The following is a 14,527-nucleotide window of genomic DNA, read 5'->3' on the forward strand; positions in this document are numbered from 1 at the left end:
TTCACACTCCAACCAACATGTCCACCAAACGCATCTCCCTTACCCGCTACCTCGTCGAACAACAGCGCGTCGACGGCCACATCCCGTCCCAGTTGCGCCTGCTGCTTGAAGTGGTGGCGCGCGCCTGCAAGAGCATCAGCCAGGCCGTGAACAAAGGCGACCTGGGCGGCGTGCTCGGCGCCGCCAGCACCGAAAACGTGCAAGGCGAAATGCAGAAGCAGCTCGACATCATTGCCAACGAAGTGCTGATTGAAGCCAACGAATGGGGCGGCCACCTCGCGGCCATGGCCAGCGAGGAAATGGACAGCATCTACGTGGTGCCCAACCGCTACCCGCAAGGCGAATACCTGCTGCTGTTCGACCCCCTTGATGGCTCCAGCAACATCGACGTCAACGTCAGCATCGGCACCATCTTCAGCGTGCTCAAGAAACCCGAAGGCAGCGTGGGCGTGAGCGAGCAAGACTTCTTGCAAGCCGGCGCGCAGCAAGTGGCCGCCGGCTACTGCGTGTATGGCCCGCAGACCACGCTGGTGCTCACCGTGGGCGACGGCGTGGCCATGTTCACGCTGGACCGCGAGCAAGGCTCCTTTGTGCTCACCAAGGAAAACGTGGAGATTCCGCCCGACACCAAGGAATTCGCCATCAACATGAGCAACATGCGCCACTGGGACGCCCCCGTGAAGCGCTATGTGGACGAATGCCTTGCCGGCAAGGAAGGCCCGCGCGGCAAAGACTTCAACATGCGCTGGGTCGCCAGCATGGTGGCCGACGTGCACCGCATCCTCACGCGCGGCGGCATCTTCATGTACCCCTGGGACAAGCGCGAACCCAACAAGCCCGGCAAGCTGCGCCTGATGTACGAAGCCAACCCCATGAGCTGGCTCGTGGAACAGGCCGGCGGCGCCGCCACCAACGGCAAAGACCGCATCCTCGACATTGCCCCCGGCAAACTGCACGAGCGCGTGAGCGTGATCCTGGGCTCGAAGAACGAAGTGGAACGCGTCACGGCCTACCACCGCGAAGGCTGATCCGGTCCGGGCTATAATCTCGGGCGTTGCCGGTGTAGCTCAGTCGGTAGAGCAGCTCATTCGTAATGAGAAGGTCGGGTGTTCGATTCATCTCTCCGGCACCAACATTTAAAAAGCCCCTGACTGTCATGGTCAGGGGCTTTTTCCATTGGACCGGTGCGCCCTACGCGAACCCACTGTGTTCCACCTCGTCGCCACCGCGGCAGCGACCACCAGCACCCCTGCCAGCACCAAGACCTGCGCATTGCCGAAGCGGGCAAAGGGCGTCAAACCTGTGGTGGGATGAACGACGCCGCTCAAAACACCGGCGGTGCCCAGCGGCAGTCGCGCCACCACGCGTCCGCGGTCATCGATATGGGCCGTCACACCGGTGTTGGTGGTGCGCAGCAAGGGCCGTCCTGTCTCCAGCGCCCGTGCTTGAGCCACTTGCAGACGCTGCGGCAGCGCCCATGTGCCCTCGAACCACGCCAGATTGCCCGGGTTGATCAACAGCTCGGTGCGACTGGCCCATCGGCGGGCATCGGCCTGCGAAGCATCTTCATGACAGGTCAGCGTGCCAACGCGCACAGGAACACCAGCACCGTTCACATAGAAAGGAAGTTGATCGGTAGAGCCAGGTGTCTGGTCGTTGAGCGGGATGCTCATGCGCTGCGTGAACCACGCCAGCCCGATGGGCGCGTATTCGCCGAATGGCATCAAGCGCGACTTGTCATAGCGGGGCAGCGCTGGATGGCCGGGGGCGATCTGGAAAACGCTGTTCTTCACGAGCCCCCCCGCCTCCATGTGAGGCATCCCCACAAAGACATGGGCGCCAGTGGTCGCGCTGAAGGTACGGATCCGGTGCAAGACATCGGGGTGGAGCTCAGTCCAACCCATGGCGAACGTGGTTTCAGGGGTAACGATCAAGTCTGCGGGGGCGGCCGTGATGGCATCAAGGTAGGCGTCCACCTGACGCTGGCTCTCGCGGGCATCGAACTTCTCCTGCTGCGGTACACCGCCCTGAAGCAAACGAAACGTCAGCGGACGACCCACGGGTGTCACCCACTGCTGCAGATCAAGCGCTGCGCCTCCAGCCAGCACGAGCGCAATCTGCAACGCTGCGAGTCCCAACAAAGCGCGGACCGGACTTCGACCAGACACGAACGCAGCGCCCGCAACAGACGCGCTCGCATAAAAGAGAAAGCTGCACCCGTAAACCCCCACCACGGGCACCCATCCCCGCAATGGCCAGGCCGTGAACAGGTAGCCGGCGGCAAGCGTGTCAAAGCCATTGAACAAGAGGCCTCGCAATGCTTCACCGGCTGTCCAGGTCAGGGCCAAACCCGCCGGCAGCCACGCGGCGCGAGCCCGCACGTGTGCGAGCGGCCGGTTGCCTGGCAACCGCCGTACCAGTACCCCTCGGCACAGCCAAGCAGGCACGGCCAGAAAGCCCGCCAGATAGACCAGGAACAACGCCGACCCCAGCACCGACCACAGCCAACCCGCTTCCGTGTGCATCAGCAAGGCGTGGAACACCCAGCCATGACCCGCCGCGTGCAGGCCGAGCGCGAAGCACAGGCTCCTCAAACCCGCCTGCGCCGCATCCCTTGCGCGAACGACCGCTGCCGCAAGCACCGCAAAGGCCAACCAGGCCATCCACGCCTGCTCCAGCGGCGCCCAGCCGGCAGTGGCGGTCATGCCAAGGGCAAACAGCGCCACGCCCACCTTCCACGGCACTAGGCTGGCTGCGATGCCCGCCGCATGACCCGATACGGCGCTCTTCACAGCGTGGGGATCAACAAGGTTCGATTCGATGCCTGAGTCCATCGGCCCGCCCCCTCAGCAGCCGTCCGCACGCCACACCACGCCGCAAGACAATTAAGAAAATAGGACTTATTTTCCTCAAAATGCTGTGATAAATTCCGCGCCGGGGAGAAAAACTAGTTCTAAGGTTCTATTGTTCCTTGTCGGCATTTGCTCCTCGCGTCCGTTCTATCCAGCGTTCCCAAGGAGTCCTCATGAAACTGTCACAACGTCGCCAGCAACGCGGTCAAGGCATGACCGAATACATCATCATCGTCGCGCTGATCGCCGTCGCCGCGATCGGGGTGTACCAATTCTTTGGCCAGACCATCCGGAACCAGACGGCGGGTATCGCCAACGAAGTGGCCGGTCAGAACGCGGCCGCACAGATCACCTCCGCACGAACCTCCGCAGCAGGCGCCGCTGCAGAAGGCAATGCCACCAAAGGGCTCGCCACCTATAACGCCAACACCAACGCCAACCGATAAGCCGGTTGTTCCGCCGCCACGGGTCGTGATTCGATCGTGAATCGCCCACGCTCATCCGCGCGGCATCAGCGCGGCCAGGCCTTGGTCTTTGGGCTCTTTGTGCTCATTGCGGGTTTGGCTGCGCTGTTCTTTTTCTTCAACGTCGGTCAGCTCAGCCGCGAAAAGACCAAGTTGGTCAACACGGCCGACGCGGTGGCCTACAGCGCGGGCGTGGTGCACGCCCGCGCACTCAACTTCAATGCCTATGCCAGACGTCGATGGCGATGATTTTTCGAATCACATGGATGCCCATGACTTCGAGAAACGCAATGACCACGAGCGTGGCCCAACCCATGGCGGATCAGCTTCGGCCAACGCTGGAAGCCTGACACCTCGACAGCAAGCCCTGCGCTGCGCAGCCAGCACGCCCTGGAGTTGCCAGCGGGAAGCGTGGCCGCCCTCGGCGTCGCGCGTGGCGACTGGCTGGAGGTACCCATGTGAGCCGCAGCCCATTTCCAACACGCTTTTAACGCCTGTCCACAAGGCGATGCATTCAGGGGGAAACACATGAGAAATCGATCCACGCGACGGTCAGTTTTCAAACGGCACTGCGGCAGCGCCATGGTCGAATTCGTGGTGGTCGGCCCGTTGATCACGCTGCTCGGCACCACGGTGCTGCAGTAGGCATTCGCGTGTTGTCAGACCAATGGGCCGGTATTAAGTCCATCGAGCAGCTGGCGCAGGACGCTGCCATCCCCTTCAGCATCGAGCCGGCAACGGACATGCCAGGGTACTTGAGGCTGGTGCTCAAAAGCAACCGTATCACCAGTTCTAGTCTTTCCAGCCCAACCAATGGGCGGCGCATGGGCAACAGCTCCATCTACGGGATTCCCCGTTTCTACCGCGTCACTTGGCGCGAGGGCGACTGGCAGCGAAACAACGAGCCACGCGACATGGCAAAAATTGCGGCAGAGCCCAACGGCACCTTCTCAGGCGGCAAGGTAGTGGGCGACTACATCGTGCCAGTGGCCGAGCGCATTCCCGACGAACTGTTGGCCGAGAAGCGCAAACGCAAGCTGGGTCTGCGCATCAAGTTGCGCATCCACCCCGACGGGGTGTTGCTGGGTTGGGATTTGCAAGGCCCGCCCGGCACTGGCCCGAACTACGGGAAATACACCATGGCCGGTGGCGACTTCCAGGAGGCCGACATCTACAACGGCAAGGCGCTGCGCATGGGCTGGTACATCCACCCCAAAACCACGGAGCGCATTGAGACGCCGTTTTGATTCAGCGGGTGGTTGTTCGGACGCGCGAAGTACGGCCCAGTCTCAAGCAAAGCGCCCCGGCGAAAACGGTCGCACATCCACCCTCGGCGTCTCGCCCGTCATCATCGCTGCCAGCAGTTCGCCCGTCACCGGGCCCAGCGTGAAGCCCTGGTGGCCGTGGCCGAACGCGCACCACAGGCCGGGCACCTCGGGCACGGGGCCGAAGACGGGTTTCATGTCGGGCATGCAGGGGCGTGTGCCCATCCACGGCTCGGCGTCCACGCGCTCGCCCAGGGGGAAGTTCTGGCGCGCGATTTTTTCGGCGGCGTCGATCTGTGCGGGGTTGCGCGGTGCGTCCACTCGGGCGAGTTCGGCGCCGGTGGTGAGGCGCAGGCCGTCTTTCATGGGCGCGACGACGTAGCCGTATTCGGCGTCGATCACGGTGCTGTTGAGCGGCTTGCCGGGCAGGCGCGCGTAGTGCATGTGGTAGCCGCGCTTGGGGATGACGGGTGCGGTGTAGCCAAAGCGCGCGGTGAGCTGCGTGGTCCATGGGCCGAGGGCCACCACCACTTGCCGGGCGCTCAGCGTGTGGCCGTTGGCGGTGCTCACTTGCCAGCCGCCGGCGTCGGTCTTGCGCAGGGTGGTGGCGTCGCCCAGGTGCAGCGCGCCGCCGCGTTGCTCAAAGAGGCGCGCGTAGGCCTGCACCAGGTCGCCCGGGCTGCTGATGGCCCAGGGGTCTGTCCAGCGCACGGCACCGGCAAAGCGGCCCACCAGCGCGGGCTCTTCGCGTGCCACGTCTGCGCCGCTGAGCTTGATGTGGTGCACGCCGTGCTGGGCGCGTTCATCGGCCACCTCAAAGAAGCTGTGCAGCTCGCGCTCGGTGCGGTAGAGCATCAGGTAGCCCTGCCCTGCGATGAGCGCTTGCGCGCCGGCGTCGTTCATGAGTGCCTGGTGCGTGTCGAGCGACAGCGCGATGAGCGTTTCGTATTCGCGGGAGATGCGGCGGTAGTGCTCGGGTGCGGATTGGCGGTAGTAGGCCCACAGCGGGCCCAGCATGCGCGCGGCCTCGCTGGCGCGGTAGCGCACGTCCACACGCTGGTTGAGCATGCCTGACCACAGAAAGCCGAAGTCTCGTGGCAGGGCATAGGGCCCGATGGCTTCGCGCTGGATGATGCCGGCGTTGCCGTACGACGTTTCGAGCCCGGGTGCGCGCCGGTCGACGAGTGCCACGGCATGGCCTTTGGCTTGCAGGTGGAGCGCACAACCCACGCCCACCATGCCTGCGCCGAGAACGATGATGTCGTGTGTCATGGTGCAAAAGATTCTAGTTGCTACCAATTTGATGGCATGCCGATGACAGCCCTTGGCAGCTGCAAGGCCAAGTGTTGTATCTCGGGGCAAACCCCCTTGCGGTGCCGGTGTGTCACAGAGCTTTCTCTGCGCTTCGCTGAAATACACACGACTTCCTGCATGGTGCAGGGAGCAAGGGGCTCCTACCAGCCCCGAGCCATTTCATCGGAGCAACCACATGAAGAAGAGCCTCGTCGCTCTGGCCGTTCTGGCCACCACGGGCGCCGCCCTGGCGCAATCCAACGTCACGCTGTATGGCCGCATCGACACGTCGATCGGTTCGAACAAGCTCAACGGCGTGAGCACCACGCAGCTGTTCAGCGGCAACCTCACGTCCACCCGCTGGGGTGTGCGCGGCAGCGAAGACCTGGGCGGTGGCCTCAAGGCCATCTTTGGCCTGGAACAAGGCTTTGACAGCAGCACCGGCACGCAAGCCACTGGCAGCGCGTTTGACCGCATGTCCATCGTGGGCCTGAGCGGCGGTTTCGGTACCGTGAAGCTGGGCCGCCACGACACGTCGTTCGACGACATCCGCGACCTGACCGTGAGCAGCAACCTGTGGGACTCGGAATTCAGCGCCACGAAGATCGCCTACACCGCCGGTGTGGCCGACTACTCCAGCCGCGCCAGCAACCAGATCCGCTATGAGTCGCCCTCTTTCGGCGGCTTCAGCCTGGGCGCCAGCTACGGCCTGGACGAAGACGCGACCGTGAAGGCCGACACCACCGCCTTCAACCTGCGCTACCGCGCCGGCAACCTGGACCTGGGCGTCGGCTACCAGGAACAGAAGGCCAACAACCGCGAGTACACGACCATTGGTGGTGCATACAACTTCGGCGTGGCCCGCCTCTCGGCCGGCTACAACCGCGCAGAGATCAACAACGGCGCCAAGGCCAACGGCTACACCATCGGTGTGAACGTGCCCGTGGGCAACCTGGACTTCTCTGTGGGCTATGCGTACAGCAAGGCCGAAAACACCGCCGGTGCCACCACCGCCAAAGGCTCGGCACTCTCGGCTGGCGTGACGTACGCAATGTCCAAGCGCACCCGCCTGTATGCCGCCTACCTCGACGGCGACGTGGAGAACGGTGCTGGCGTGACCACGACCGACCGCCGCCTGTACTCGGTCGGCGTGCGCCACGACTTCTGATCTCCCGCTTTCGCGTTACTTCCTGACCTTTTCCAAGGTTTTCATGCCTCTCGCCCGGCAACGGGCGAGAGGCTTTTTGCCTTGCGCGTGCGCAGCTTCAGGCGGCCACGCCGGGGTTGCCGTCCATGCCGACGATGCGCGGGGTGTTGATCTTCACGCCCTTGATGACCTTCTTGTCGCGCAGGTAGCCCGAGACCACATCCCAGATGGGCTCGCCCTTGGCGCCTTCCTGCACCGAAGCCCAGCCGGCGACCTTGTAGGTCTTGTTGGCATCGATGGGTTTGCCCTTGAGCGTCATGTTGTTGATGCGCTGGCCCATGGCGGCCGTGGGCGACACCGTGTACTGCATGCCCCCCACGCGCACCATGTCACCGCCCTGCTGGTAGTAGGGGTCGGGGTTGAAGATGTTGTCGGCCACGTCTTCCAGAATGGTCTTGATCTGCTCACCGCTGAACTCGTTGAGCGTGGTGGCGGGGTAGGTCAGCGCCATCTGGTCCATCATGCGCTCGTAGGTGATGGTGTCGCCGGGCAGCAGCGAAGTGCCCCAGCGCACACCCGGCGAAAACGCGATGTCGGCGCCCTTGTTCTGCATGAGCGCGTCGCAGATGAGCTGGTCCCACGAACCGTTGAAGTTGCCGCGGCGGTACAGCAGGTCTTCGGTGACGGCGAGCTTTTCTTCGAGCTTGGCTTGGTAGGGCGCGCGCACCTTGTCGATGTGCGCCTGCATGGTGGCGTCGGCCGGCAGCAGGTTGGAGAACACGGGCAGCAGCTTGTAGCGGAAGTCCTGCACCTTGCCTGCGCGCACGTCGAAGTCGAGCACGCCGAGAAACTTGCTGTTGGAGCCCGCGTTGGTCACCAGCGTCTGGCCGCCACCGTTTTTCACGATGGTGGGCGCGGGCATGCCGTCGTGGGTGTGGCCGCCCAGAATGGCGTCGATGCCGCGCACGCGAGCCGCCATCTTGATGTCCACGTCCATGCCGTTGTGCGAGAGCACCACCACCACCTGCGCGCCTTTGCTGCGCGCTTCATCCACCATCTTCTGCATGTGCTCGTCCTGGATGCCGAAGGTCCAGTCGGGCACCATGTAGCGCGGGTTGGCAATGGGGGTGTACGGGAAAGCCTGGCCGATCACGGCCACCTGCACGCCGTTCATTTCGCGCATCGCATAGGGCTTGAAGACCATGTCCTCGAAGTCCGTGGTCTTGATGTTCTGCGCGAGGAATTCCATGTTCCCCTTGAGATCTTTCTCCACGATCTCCTGCACCCGCTTCGCGCCGAAGGTGTGTTCCCAGTGCGAGGTCATCATGTTGACGCCGAGCAGCTTGCAGGCATCCACCATGTCTTGCCCATTGGTCCACAGCGAGGTGGCCGAGCCCTGCCAGGTGTCGCCGCCGTCGAGCAGCAGCGCGTGCGGGCGGCTGGCCTTGAGCTGTTTCACCAGCGTGGCCATGTGCGCAAAACCGCCGACCTTGCCGTAGGTCCTGGCGGCCTGGCTGAAGTTGAGATAGCTGAAGGCATGCGCCTGCGCGGTGCCGGGCTTGATGTTGAAGTGCTTGAGCAGCTTCTCGCCCACGATGTGCGGCGCGCGGCCCACGGCTTCGGCCACACCCAGGTTCACGTTCGGCTCACGGAAATAAATGGGCGTGAGCTGCGCGTGGCAGTCGGTGAAGTGCAGAAAGCTGACGTTGCCAAAAGTGGGCACGTCGTACAGGCGCTCGCCCGCACCGGGCGCGGCGGCCAGCACGTCGCGGTGGTTCAGGGCCATGCCGGTGGCGCTGGCCACGGCCAGCACCTGCATGAATTCACGGCGGCTGAAGCTCATCTCGTTCCTTGTCGATGAATAACTGAATACTGATATTTACGCGAAATTTTTTTGAACCCGCCCCGGCCACACGCTGTGGCCGGGGCGAATTCATCACTTGTTCACGGGCGAGGCCGGGTCCAGCAGCAGGGCCATCACGTCCTTGAGCTGCTTCTCATTGAGGATGCCCATGTGCCCCACGCGCGGCATTTGCGAGCAGGCGTTGTAGGCGCGCGAGTTCCAGAGCTTGCCCCAGGTGTACTCGACGATGGCTTTGCCGCCCGGGCTGTTGGGGTCGGTCACGCCGCGCAGCTTGCCGTAGTTGTAGAGGCTCGGGCCGAGCGTGCCGAAGGAGATTTCTTCCTTGCTGATCTGGTGGCAGTTGTAGCAATTGCCGCCATTGGGCGTGCCGGCGGTGTCCGTCCACGTGAGGCCGCGGCCGCTTTGCGCGATCGCTTCACCGGACTTCCAGTCACCGATGAACTTGCCATCGCTGGGCCACTTCACGGTCTTCATGTTGGCCGCCTCAATGGCCTTGGCAATGGCGGGGTCGATCGGCTTGCGCGCCACGTCGGCGGCGGCGCATTCGCGGTTGGCGTCGTCCTGCGCGAGGCGGTCGAGCTTGGCGATGCCGCGATCCTGAAACGAGTTCTTGATCATGTCGGCGGCGGCCTTGTCGTACTCGGCGGCCGAGGGCGACAAGGTGCAGGCCGACAAGGCAAGGGCTGCCACAGGCAGCAAGGCAAATGCAAAGGCTTTGTTCATGTTCATGGGCTCCGGTTCAGCGCTTGATGGCGGGCACGATCGACTCGGCCGACTTGGCATTCACGCCCATGTAGACGCCCAGGGCAATGGTGGCATCGCTGCCGAACTTGGGTTCGGGAAAGCGCTGCTGGCGGAAGCAGTCGTTCAGGCGCAGCTGCATGCCCCACATCTGCGAGTTGGACACGCGGTACGCGGGCCAGGCGGCAAAGCCGATGCCATCACCCGGGTTCTTGGTGAGGTTGGGCAGGTCTTGCAGGCGAATGCGCTTGTCGCTCTCGCCGTGGCACGACGCGCACGAAAAGTCGTGCGTGCCGCCGCGCGTGAAGAACATGCGCTTGCCGGCTTCGTACATCAGCTTTTCCTGCGCATGCGATTGCGGCAGGTTGAAGCGCATGCCTTTGGATGCCGTGGCCACATAGGTGGCGAGCGCGGTGACGTTGGCCATTTCGCCACGGCCAAACGGCGTCTTGGCGATCTCGGCCGCGTTGAAGCCCTGCAGGGTTTCCATGCAGGTGATCAGTCGCGTTTCAAGGTCCTGCACACGGCCGGTGTCCTTGAAGAAGCGGGGCATTTCAACGAAGGCCCCCTTGATCACGCCCGGACCCTTGCCCAGGTCACACTGCTCCAGCGTCGCATTCTTCGGGCCGCGCTTCTGCTTCCAGAGCTCTTCCCCTTTCATTTCAAACAGCTCGGCCGGGTTGCCGTCCTGCAGCATCTCGCGGTATTTGGCGATGCCTTCGGCCGTGGCGTCCTGCGCATGCGCAGCGCCCGCGGCCATCAGGCCACCGAGCACCAGCGCCAGTGGAGCAAGTTGGAAGTTCATGGGGTGTCTCCTCGTGTAGTTATCAAGGCAAAAAACAAAGGTGGTGGAACACAAGCCACCTCAATCAAGAGTTGCCGCGGAACCGGCTTGGCCGGGCCGCAGGCAACGCCCCCTTGAGGGGGTCGCGCGAAGCGCGGCGGGGGTGGGCTCAATCAAGCGATCACAGCTTCGTCGGTGCGCGTGTCGCCTTTGGTGTCGACCCACTTCACGATGACCTTGTCGCCCTTGGCTGCGCCCTTGAACTTGAAGGACAGGAAGGGGTTCTGGGCCACCGAGCCGGTGAACATCGAGCTGAGCACGACCTTGCCGTTGTGGGTGGCTTCCACTTCCTTGATGAAGTGGGCAGGAATGAGCGCGCCGCCCGCGTCGCGGCGGGTGCCCGGCTCCATGATGTGGGACATGAGAATGCGGACGGTGGTTTCGTCACCGGCGAGAGCGGCGCGGATGCGCATCGGATCGGCCATGAGGGACTCCTGAATATCTGTGTAGCGGTTGCGGATGGAAACGTCGGGGTGTGCGGGCGATCAGCCGCCGCAACCGCCCAGCGTGACCTTGGTTTCCTTGGTGGCGGAGTACAGCTTGCCGTCGGCCTTGACGACCGCGACCACGTTGCTGCTCTGGCCCATCTTCAGGCGGGTCTGCACCTCGGCGGCGGTGCCGGCGGGGATCATGAAGCCGGCAGAGAGTGGCATCGGGTTCTTCTCGACGATCAGGTAGATCTCGGTGGTGTTGGGCAGCTTGCTGGTGGCGCCCACGGGCACCACCGCACCGTTCTCGGCGATGTCGGGGGCCACCACGGTCACCTGGTCGCTGTTGGCGGGCGTGCCGCCCACGGCCTTGAGCGCTTCAGCGAGCGTCTTGACTTCATAGCCGGCGCGGTCCACGGCGGCCTGGGCCTGGCTCTGGGAAACGAGGCCCAGCGACACCAACGTGGCAAAGGCCCCGGTGGTCTTGAGGGCGACTCGGCGTGAGTTGTTCATGGGGAGCTCCTGTGAGAAATGGGGAAAAAATGCGCGAGAGTTTACTGGTCGGGGGCGCCAGCGAGAACCCAGCCGGCCAGCAGTTTGAGTTCATCGTCTTTCAGATTCGCCTGTGGGGGCATTGGCACAGGGCCGTACATACCGGAACCGCCCGACTTGATGCGCGCGGCCACTTTCTCCAGCGCGTCGGCCTGGCCCTTGTGCTTGGCGGCCACGTCCTTGAACGCGGGGCCCACCAGCTTTTTGTCGACCGCATGGCAGGCCATGCACGCACTCTTGGTGGCCAGTGCCTTGGCGGCTGCGGCGTCCGAGGCCTGCGCGCCGGTGCTCAGCAAAACGCCGGCGGCCAGCGCGCACAGCAAGGTCGGGTTCATGGTCATAGCGTACGGTCTCCTGTTGTGGGGGGAAATGGGGTTTACGAGTAAATGCCAATATTTAGAAGGATGCCATCCAAGGGAACGGCATCCTTCTCACAAGGGCGCGCCCATCACTTGGCGCCAGCCGCAATCCATTTGGCGATGCGGGTGGCGTCCGCAGGGCTGAGCTGGGGCTGGGGTGGCATGGGCACGGCACCAAACACACCGACCCCGCCCTCGCGGATCTTGATCGCCAGGTACGACTCCAGGCCTGCGTTGCCCTTGTGCTTGGCCGCGATGTCGCTGAACGCCGGGCCCACGATCTTTTGCGTCATGCCGTGGCAGGCGGTGCAGCTGTTGGCCGCCAGCAGGGCCTTCACGTCGCCGGCCGCGGGCGGCGCGGCGGCCACCACCACTGCCGCGGGCTTGGGGCCGCTGCCCACCGGTGCCGTGGGTGCGGGGCGGGTGGTGTCGGCGCCGCGCACCGGGCCGATCACGCGGTTCTGCTCCTGGATGTTGCCGTGCGCGTCGCGCGCGAAGTCGGGCAGCGAAGAGCGGATCGTCGCCTCCACCGGGCAGTCTTTCATGCAGGCCACGTTTTTCACATCGCCCTTGCCATTCACCTTCCACAGCGGCTCATGGAACACCATGCCGTTGCGGTTGGGCATGCGCTTTTGCACCTCGGCGATGTTCTGGTCGTTCAGCGTGAAGTCGGTCGGCACCACCTCGGCCAGGCTCAGGAGGTAGGCCGTCACCGCGTAGACCTCGTCGGTCTTGAGCGTCTTGGGTGCGTTCCAGGGCATGGCGCGGTTGATGTAGTCCCACAGCGTGGACAGCGTGGCCACCTTCATCATGGTGGTCTTCTGCGGGAAGGTGCTGCCCGGCTCCAGGTTCTTCACGCGGCCGCGCTCGATGTCGGCCTTGGTGGTGCCGCCCACGATGGGCGTGAACACCTCGTTCGACTCGCCAAAGCTGCCGTGGCAGGAAGCGCACTGCGCTTCCCACACCTGCTCGCCCTGTGCCACGGTACCCGCGCCTTTGGGCAGGCCCTTGAAGTCGGGGCGCACGTCGATGTCCCAGGCCTTTACCTCGGCCTTCGTCGCATCGCGGCCGATCTCGTGCCACGGTGTGGCGGGCTGGGCGAAGGCGCTGCCGGCCCACAGGGCGGCGGCCAGGATGATGGTGGTTCGCATGGGCTGGGCGTTCAATAGACTTGCACGTTCGAGACTTCGCCGTTTTCCGCCACGCGCCACGACTGGATGGCGTTCTGGTGGTACACCGAGCGCGTGCCGCGCACCGCGCGCAGCTGGTTGATCTTGGGTTGCACGTAGCCTGTGCTGTCGATGGCGCGGCTTTGCAACACGGCGGGCTTGCCGTCCCACACCCAGTCGATGTTGAAGCGCGTGAGCGCCTTGGGCAGCACCGGGCCTTCGAGCCGCGCGGTGCGCCAGTTGCGCCCGCCGTCCACGCTCACATCCACGCGCTTGACCGTGCCACGGCCCGACCACGCCAGGCCGGTCACGTTGTAGTAGCCCTTGTCCAGCAGCGTCTGGCTGCCCGAGGGCGTGGTGATCACGCTCTTGCATTCCTGGATGCCGGTGTACTGGCGGTGCGTGCCGTCAGGCATGTGGTCGATGTAATGCACCGCCTCGTCCTTGGTGGCCCACTTCTGGTCGCCCACTTCCAGGCGGCGCAGGTACTTCACCCAGCTCACGCCCTGGATGCCCGGCACCACCAAGCGCAGCGGGTAGCCGTTTTCCGGGCGCAGCATTTCGCCGTTCATGGCCCAGGCCACGATGCAGTCGTCCATCGCGCGCTCCATGTCGATGGTGCGCGTCATGGAAGAGCCGTCAGCCCCTTCGGCCAGCACGTACTTGCCATTCTTTTTGTCGTAGCCGCACATCTCCAGCAGCGTGGAGAGCAGCACGCCGGTGAACTCGCAGCAGCTCACCATGCCGTGGGTGTACTGCACCGAAGGCAGGGCCACGTTGCCCCACTCGGGCGCGGAGTTGGCACCGCACTCGATGAAGTGGATGCGCGAGACGCTGGGCAGGCGCATGAGGTCGTCCATGGTGAACACGCGCTCGCGCTTCACCAGGCCATTGACCATCAGGCGGTGCTTCGAGGGATCGATGTCCCACCAGCCCTGGTGGTGCCGCTCGAAATGCAGGCCACTGGGCGTGATGATGCCGAAGAGCCCCTGCAGCGGCGTGAAGCTCACCGACGCCTGAGGCACCCGCGTGAGCCCCGGGCTCTGGCGGCGCTGCAGGTTGGCTTCCCACTGGCTGGGCTTGCCATAGCCGTCGGTGGCCACGGCCTGGCCCAGCCCGGTGCTGTGCGACGGCAGCTTGAGGATGGCATCTTCGCCCTCTGCGGCCAGGGCGCGCGTGCTGGCCGCGGCGGACACCGCCCCCGCGCCCATGGCGAGCGCTTTGCCCATGAAGCTGCGGCGCGCCTTGCGGGCCAGCTCCAGCTTCTCGGCGCTCAGGTGGTTTTCGGGGGCGGGCAGAACGCGCCCGATGACGTCGCTCAGGTCTTTGGACACAGTGAGGGGTTCCTGTTGGGCGGGCGAAGAGGGCTCGCCGGCATTGCGTAGAACTATATGAGCGATTGCTGATATTCGGATAGGTGTAAACCCGTAGCCTGCGGGTGGCCTCGCCGTGCGGCCGGCGTCGCACACACCCCGCTAGGGTTTTCACGCTGCAACCGGCCCGCCGCCCGCTGCTAGGATGAGCCATCGAAATATGCGTACTTACGGAT

General features: G+C 64.3%; 15 protein-coding genes and 1 tRNA gene. 6 read left to right on the plus strand and 10 right to left on the minus strand.

Going from position 1 to position 14,527, the window contains the following annotated elements; genetic code table 11:
• Nucleotides 1-17 precede the first annotated feature (17 nt).
• The gene (locus tag KXJ60_RS07400; RefSeq protein WP_291125827.1) at nt 18-1,028 is read left to right on the plus strand and encodes a class 1 fructose-bisphosphatase; all 1,011 of its coding nucleotides are present in this window, start codon (nt 18-20) and stop codon (nt 1,026-1,028) included.
• A 28-nt stretch (nt 1,029-1,056) separates the two neighbouring features.
• A tRNA-Thr gene (locus KXJ60_RS07405) sits at nt 1,057-1,132 on the plus strand.
• Nucleotides 1,133-1,160: 28 nt separating this feature from the next.
• On the opposite strand, the gene lnt is transcribed toward KXJ60_RS07405, so the two are convergent.
• Complete coding sequence (gene lnt / locus KXJ60_RS07410; protein ID WP_291125830.1) at nt 1,161-2,834, minus strand: apolipoprotein N-acyltransferase; 1,674 nt, start codon at nt 2,832-2,834, stop codon at nt 1,161-1,163.
• 191 nt (nt 2,835-3,025) lie between these two features.
• On the opposite strand from lnt, the gene KXJ60_RS07415 reads away from it, so the two are divergent.
• The 3 genes from KXJ60_RS07415 to KXJ60_RS07425 all read left to right on the plus strand — a co-directional run bounded on the left by KXJ60_RS07415 (nt 3,026) and on the right by KXJ60_RS07425 (nt 4,563).
• Entirely contained in the window at nt 3,026-3,298 is a 273-nt protein-coding gene (locus KXJ60_RS07415) for a pilus assembly protein (protein WP_291125833.1), read from the plus strand.
• 36 nt (nt 3,299-3,334) lie between these two features.
• Complete coding sequence (locus KXJ60_RS07420) at nt 3,335-3,565, plus strand: pilus assembly protein TadG-related protein (RefSeq protein WP_291125836.1); 231 nt, start codon at nt 3,335-3,337, stop codon at nt 3,563-3,565.
• 575 nt (nt 3,566-4,140) lie between these two features.
• Complete coding sequence (locus KXJ60_RS07425; RefSeq protein WP_291125839.1) at nt 4,141-4,563, plus strand: hypothetical protein; 423 nt, start codon at nt 4,141-4,143, stop codon at nt 4,561-4,563.
• Between the two features lie 42 nt (nt 4,564-4,605).
• Here the strand turns inward: KXJ60_RS07425 and KXJ60_RS07430 are convergent, their stop codons facing one another.
• Entirely contained in the window at nt 4,606-5,853 is a 1,248-nt protein-coding gene (locus tag KXJ60_RS07430; protein WP_291125842.1) for an FAD-dependent oxidoreductase, read from the minus strand.
• 217 nt (nt 5,854-6,070) lie between these two features.
• On the opposite strand from KXJ60_RS07430, the gene KXJ60_RS07435 reads away from it, so the two are divergent.
• Nucleotides 6,071-7,042, plus strand: coding sequence for a porin (locus KXJ60_RS07435; RefSeq protein ID WP_291125844.1), 972 nt, complete (start codon nt 6,071-6,073; stop codon nt 7,040-7,042).
• 97 nt (nt 7,043-7,139) lie between these two features.
• Here the strand turns inward: KXJ60_RS07435 and soxB are convergent, their stop codons facing one another.
• From soxB to soxC, 8 genes are all read right to left on the minus strand, one after another.
• Complete coding sequence (gene soxB, locus KXJ60_RS07440; protein ID WP_291125847.1) at nt 7,140-8,864, minus strand: thiosulfohydrolase SoxB; 1,725 nt, start codon at nt 8,862-8,864, stop codon at nt 7,140-7,142.
• A 93-nt stretch (nt 8,865-8,957) separates the two neighbouring features.
• The gene (soxX, locus tag KXJ60_RS07445; protein ID WP_291125850.1) at nt 8,958-9,608 is read right to left on the minus strand and encodes a sulfur oxidation c-type cytochrome SoxX; all 651 of its coding nucleotides are present in this window, start codon (nt 9,606-9,608) and stop codon (nt 8,958-8,960) included.
• Nucleotides 9,609-9,624: 16 nt separating this feature from the next.
• Entirely contained in the window at nt 9,625-10,386 is a 762-nt protein-coding gene (gene soxA / locus KXJ60_RS07450; RefSeq protein WP_291125968.1) for a sulfur oxidation c-type cytochrome SoxA, read from the minus strand.
• Between the two features lie 197 nt (nt 10,387-10,583).
• Nucleotides 10,584-10,895: a thiosulfate oxidation carrier complex protein SoxZ gene (gene soxZ, locus KXJ60_RS07455; protein WP_291125853.1), complete on the minus strand. Its 312-nt coding sequence runs from the start codon at nt 10,893-10,895 to the stop codon at nt 10,584-10,586.
• Between the two features lie 60 nt (nt 10,896-10,955).
• Nucleotides 10,956-11,411 carry a thiosulfate oxidation carrier protein SoxY gene (gene soxY / locus KXJ60_RS07460; protein ID WP_291125856.1) on the minus strand — a complete coding sequence of 152 codons (456 nt, stop codon included), beginning with the start codon at nt 11,409-11,411 and terminating at the stop codon, nt 10,956-10,958.
• 41 nt (nt 11,412-11,452) lie between these two features.
• A complete protein-coding gene (locus tag KXJ60_RS07465) occupies nt 11,453-11,791 on the minus strand; it encodes a c-type cytochrome (RefSeq protein ID WP_291125859.1) in 339 nt (112 codons plus the stop codon).
• Nucleotides 11,792-11,898: 107 nt separating this feature from the next.
• Nucleotides 11,899-12,960 (minus strand): c-type cytochrome, encoded by a 1,062-nt coding sequence (locus tag KXJ60_RS07470; protein ID WP_291125862.1) that lies wholly within the window; start codon nt 12,958-12,960, stop codon nt 11,899-11,901.
• Nucleotides 12,961-12,971: 11 nt separating this feature from the next.
• Nucleotides 12,972-14,312, minus strand: a complete 1,341-nt coding sequence (soxC, locus tag KXJ60_RS07475; protein ID WP_291125864.1) for a sulfite dehydrogenase — start codon at nt 14,310-14,312, stop codon at nt 12,972-12,974.
• Nucleotides 14,313-14,527: the final 215 nt, after the last annotated feature.

This window comes from Hydrogenophaga sp. (assembly GCF_019264445.1).
In the GTDB taxonomy this organism is placed as follows: domain Bacteria; phylum Pseudomonadota; class Gammaproteobacteria; order Burkholderiales; family Burkholderiaceae_C; genus Hydrogenophaga.

Excerpts from the sequence above, each read along its gene's own strand:
- KXJ60_RS07400 (WP_291125827.1), top strand. The coding sequence starts at position 18 with ATGTCCACCAAACGCATCTCCCTTACCCGCTACCTCGTCGAACAACAG.
- lnt (WP_291125830.1), bottom strand. The coding sequence starts at position 2,834 with ATGGACTCAGGCATCGAATCGAACCTTGTTGATCCCCACGCTGTGAAG.
- KXJ60_RS07415 (WP_291125833.1), top strand. The coding sequence starts at position 3,026 with ATGAAACTGTCACAACGTCGCCAGCAACGCGGTCAAGGCATGACCGAA.
- KXJ60_RS07425 (WP_291125839.1), top strand. The coding sequence starts at position 4,141 with ATGGGCAACAGCTCCATCTACGGGATTCCCCGTTTCTACCGCGTCACT.
- KXJ60_RS07430 (WP_291125842.1), bottom strand. The coding sequence starts at position 5,853 with ATGACACACGACATCATCGTTCTCGGCGCAGGCATGGTGGGCGTGGGT.
- KXJ60_RS07435 (WP_291125844.1), top strand. The coding sequence starts at position 6,071 with ATGAAGAAGAGCCTCGTCGCTCTGGCCGTTCTGGCCACCACGGGCGCC.
- soxB (WP_291125847.1), bottom strand. The coding sequence starts at position 8,864 with ATGAGCTTCAGCCGCCGTGAATTCATGCAGGTGCTGGCCGTGGCCAGC.
- soxX (WP_291125850.1), bottom strand. The coding sequence starts at position 9,608 with ATGAACAAAGCCTTTGCATTTGCCTTGCTGCCTGTGGCAGCCCTTGCC.
- soxA (WP_291125968.1), bottom strand. The coding sequence starts at position 10,386 with ATGGCCGCGGGCGCTGCGCATGCGCAGGACGCCACGGCCGAAGGCATC.
- soxZ (WP_291125853.1), bottom strand. The coding sequence starts at position 10,895 with ATGGCCGATCCGATGCGCATCCGCGCCGCTCTCGCCGGTGACGAAACC.
- soxY (WP_291125856.1), bottom strand. The coding sequence starts at position 11,411 with ATGAACAACTCACGCCGAGTCGCCCTCAAGACCACCGGGGCCTTTGCC.
- KXJ60_RS07465 (WP_291125859.1), bottom strand. The coding sequence starts at position 11,791 with ATGACCATGAACCCGACCTTGCTGTGCGCGCTGGCCGCCGGCGTTTTG.
- KXJ60_RS07470 (WP_291125862.1), bottom strand. The coding sequence starts at position 12,960 with ATGCGAACCACCATCATCCTGGCCGCCGCCCTGTGGGCCGGCAGCGCC.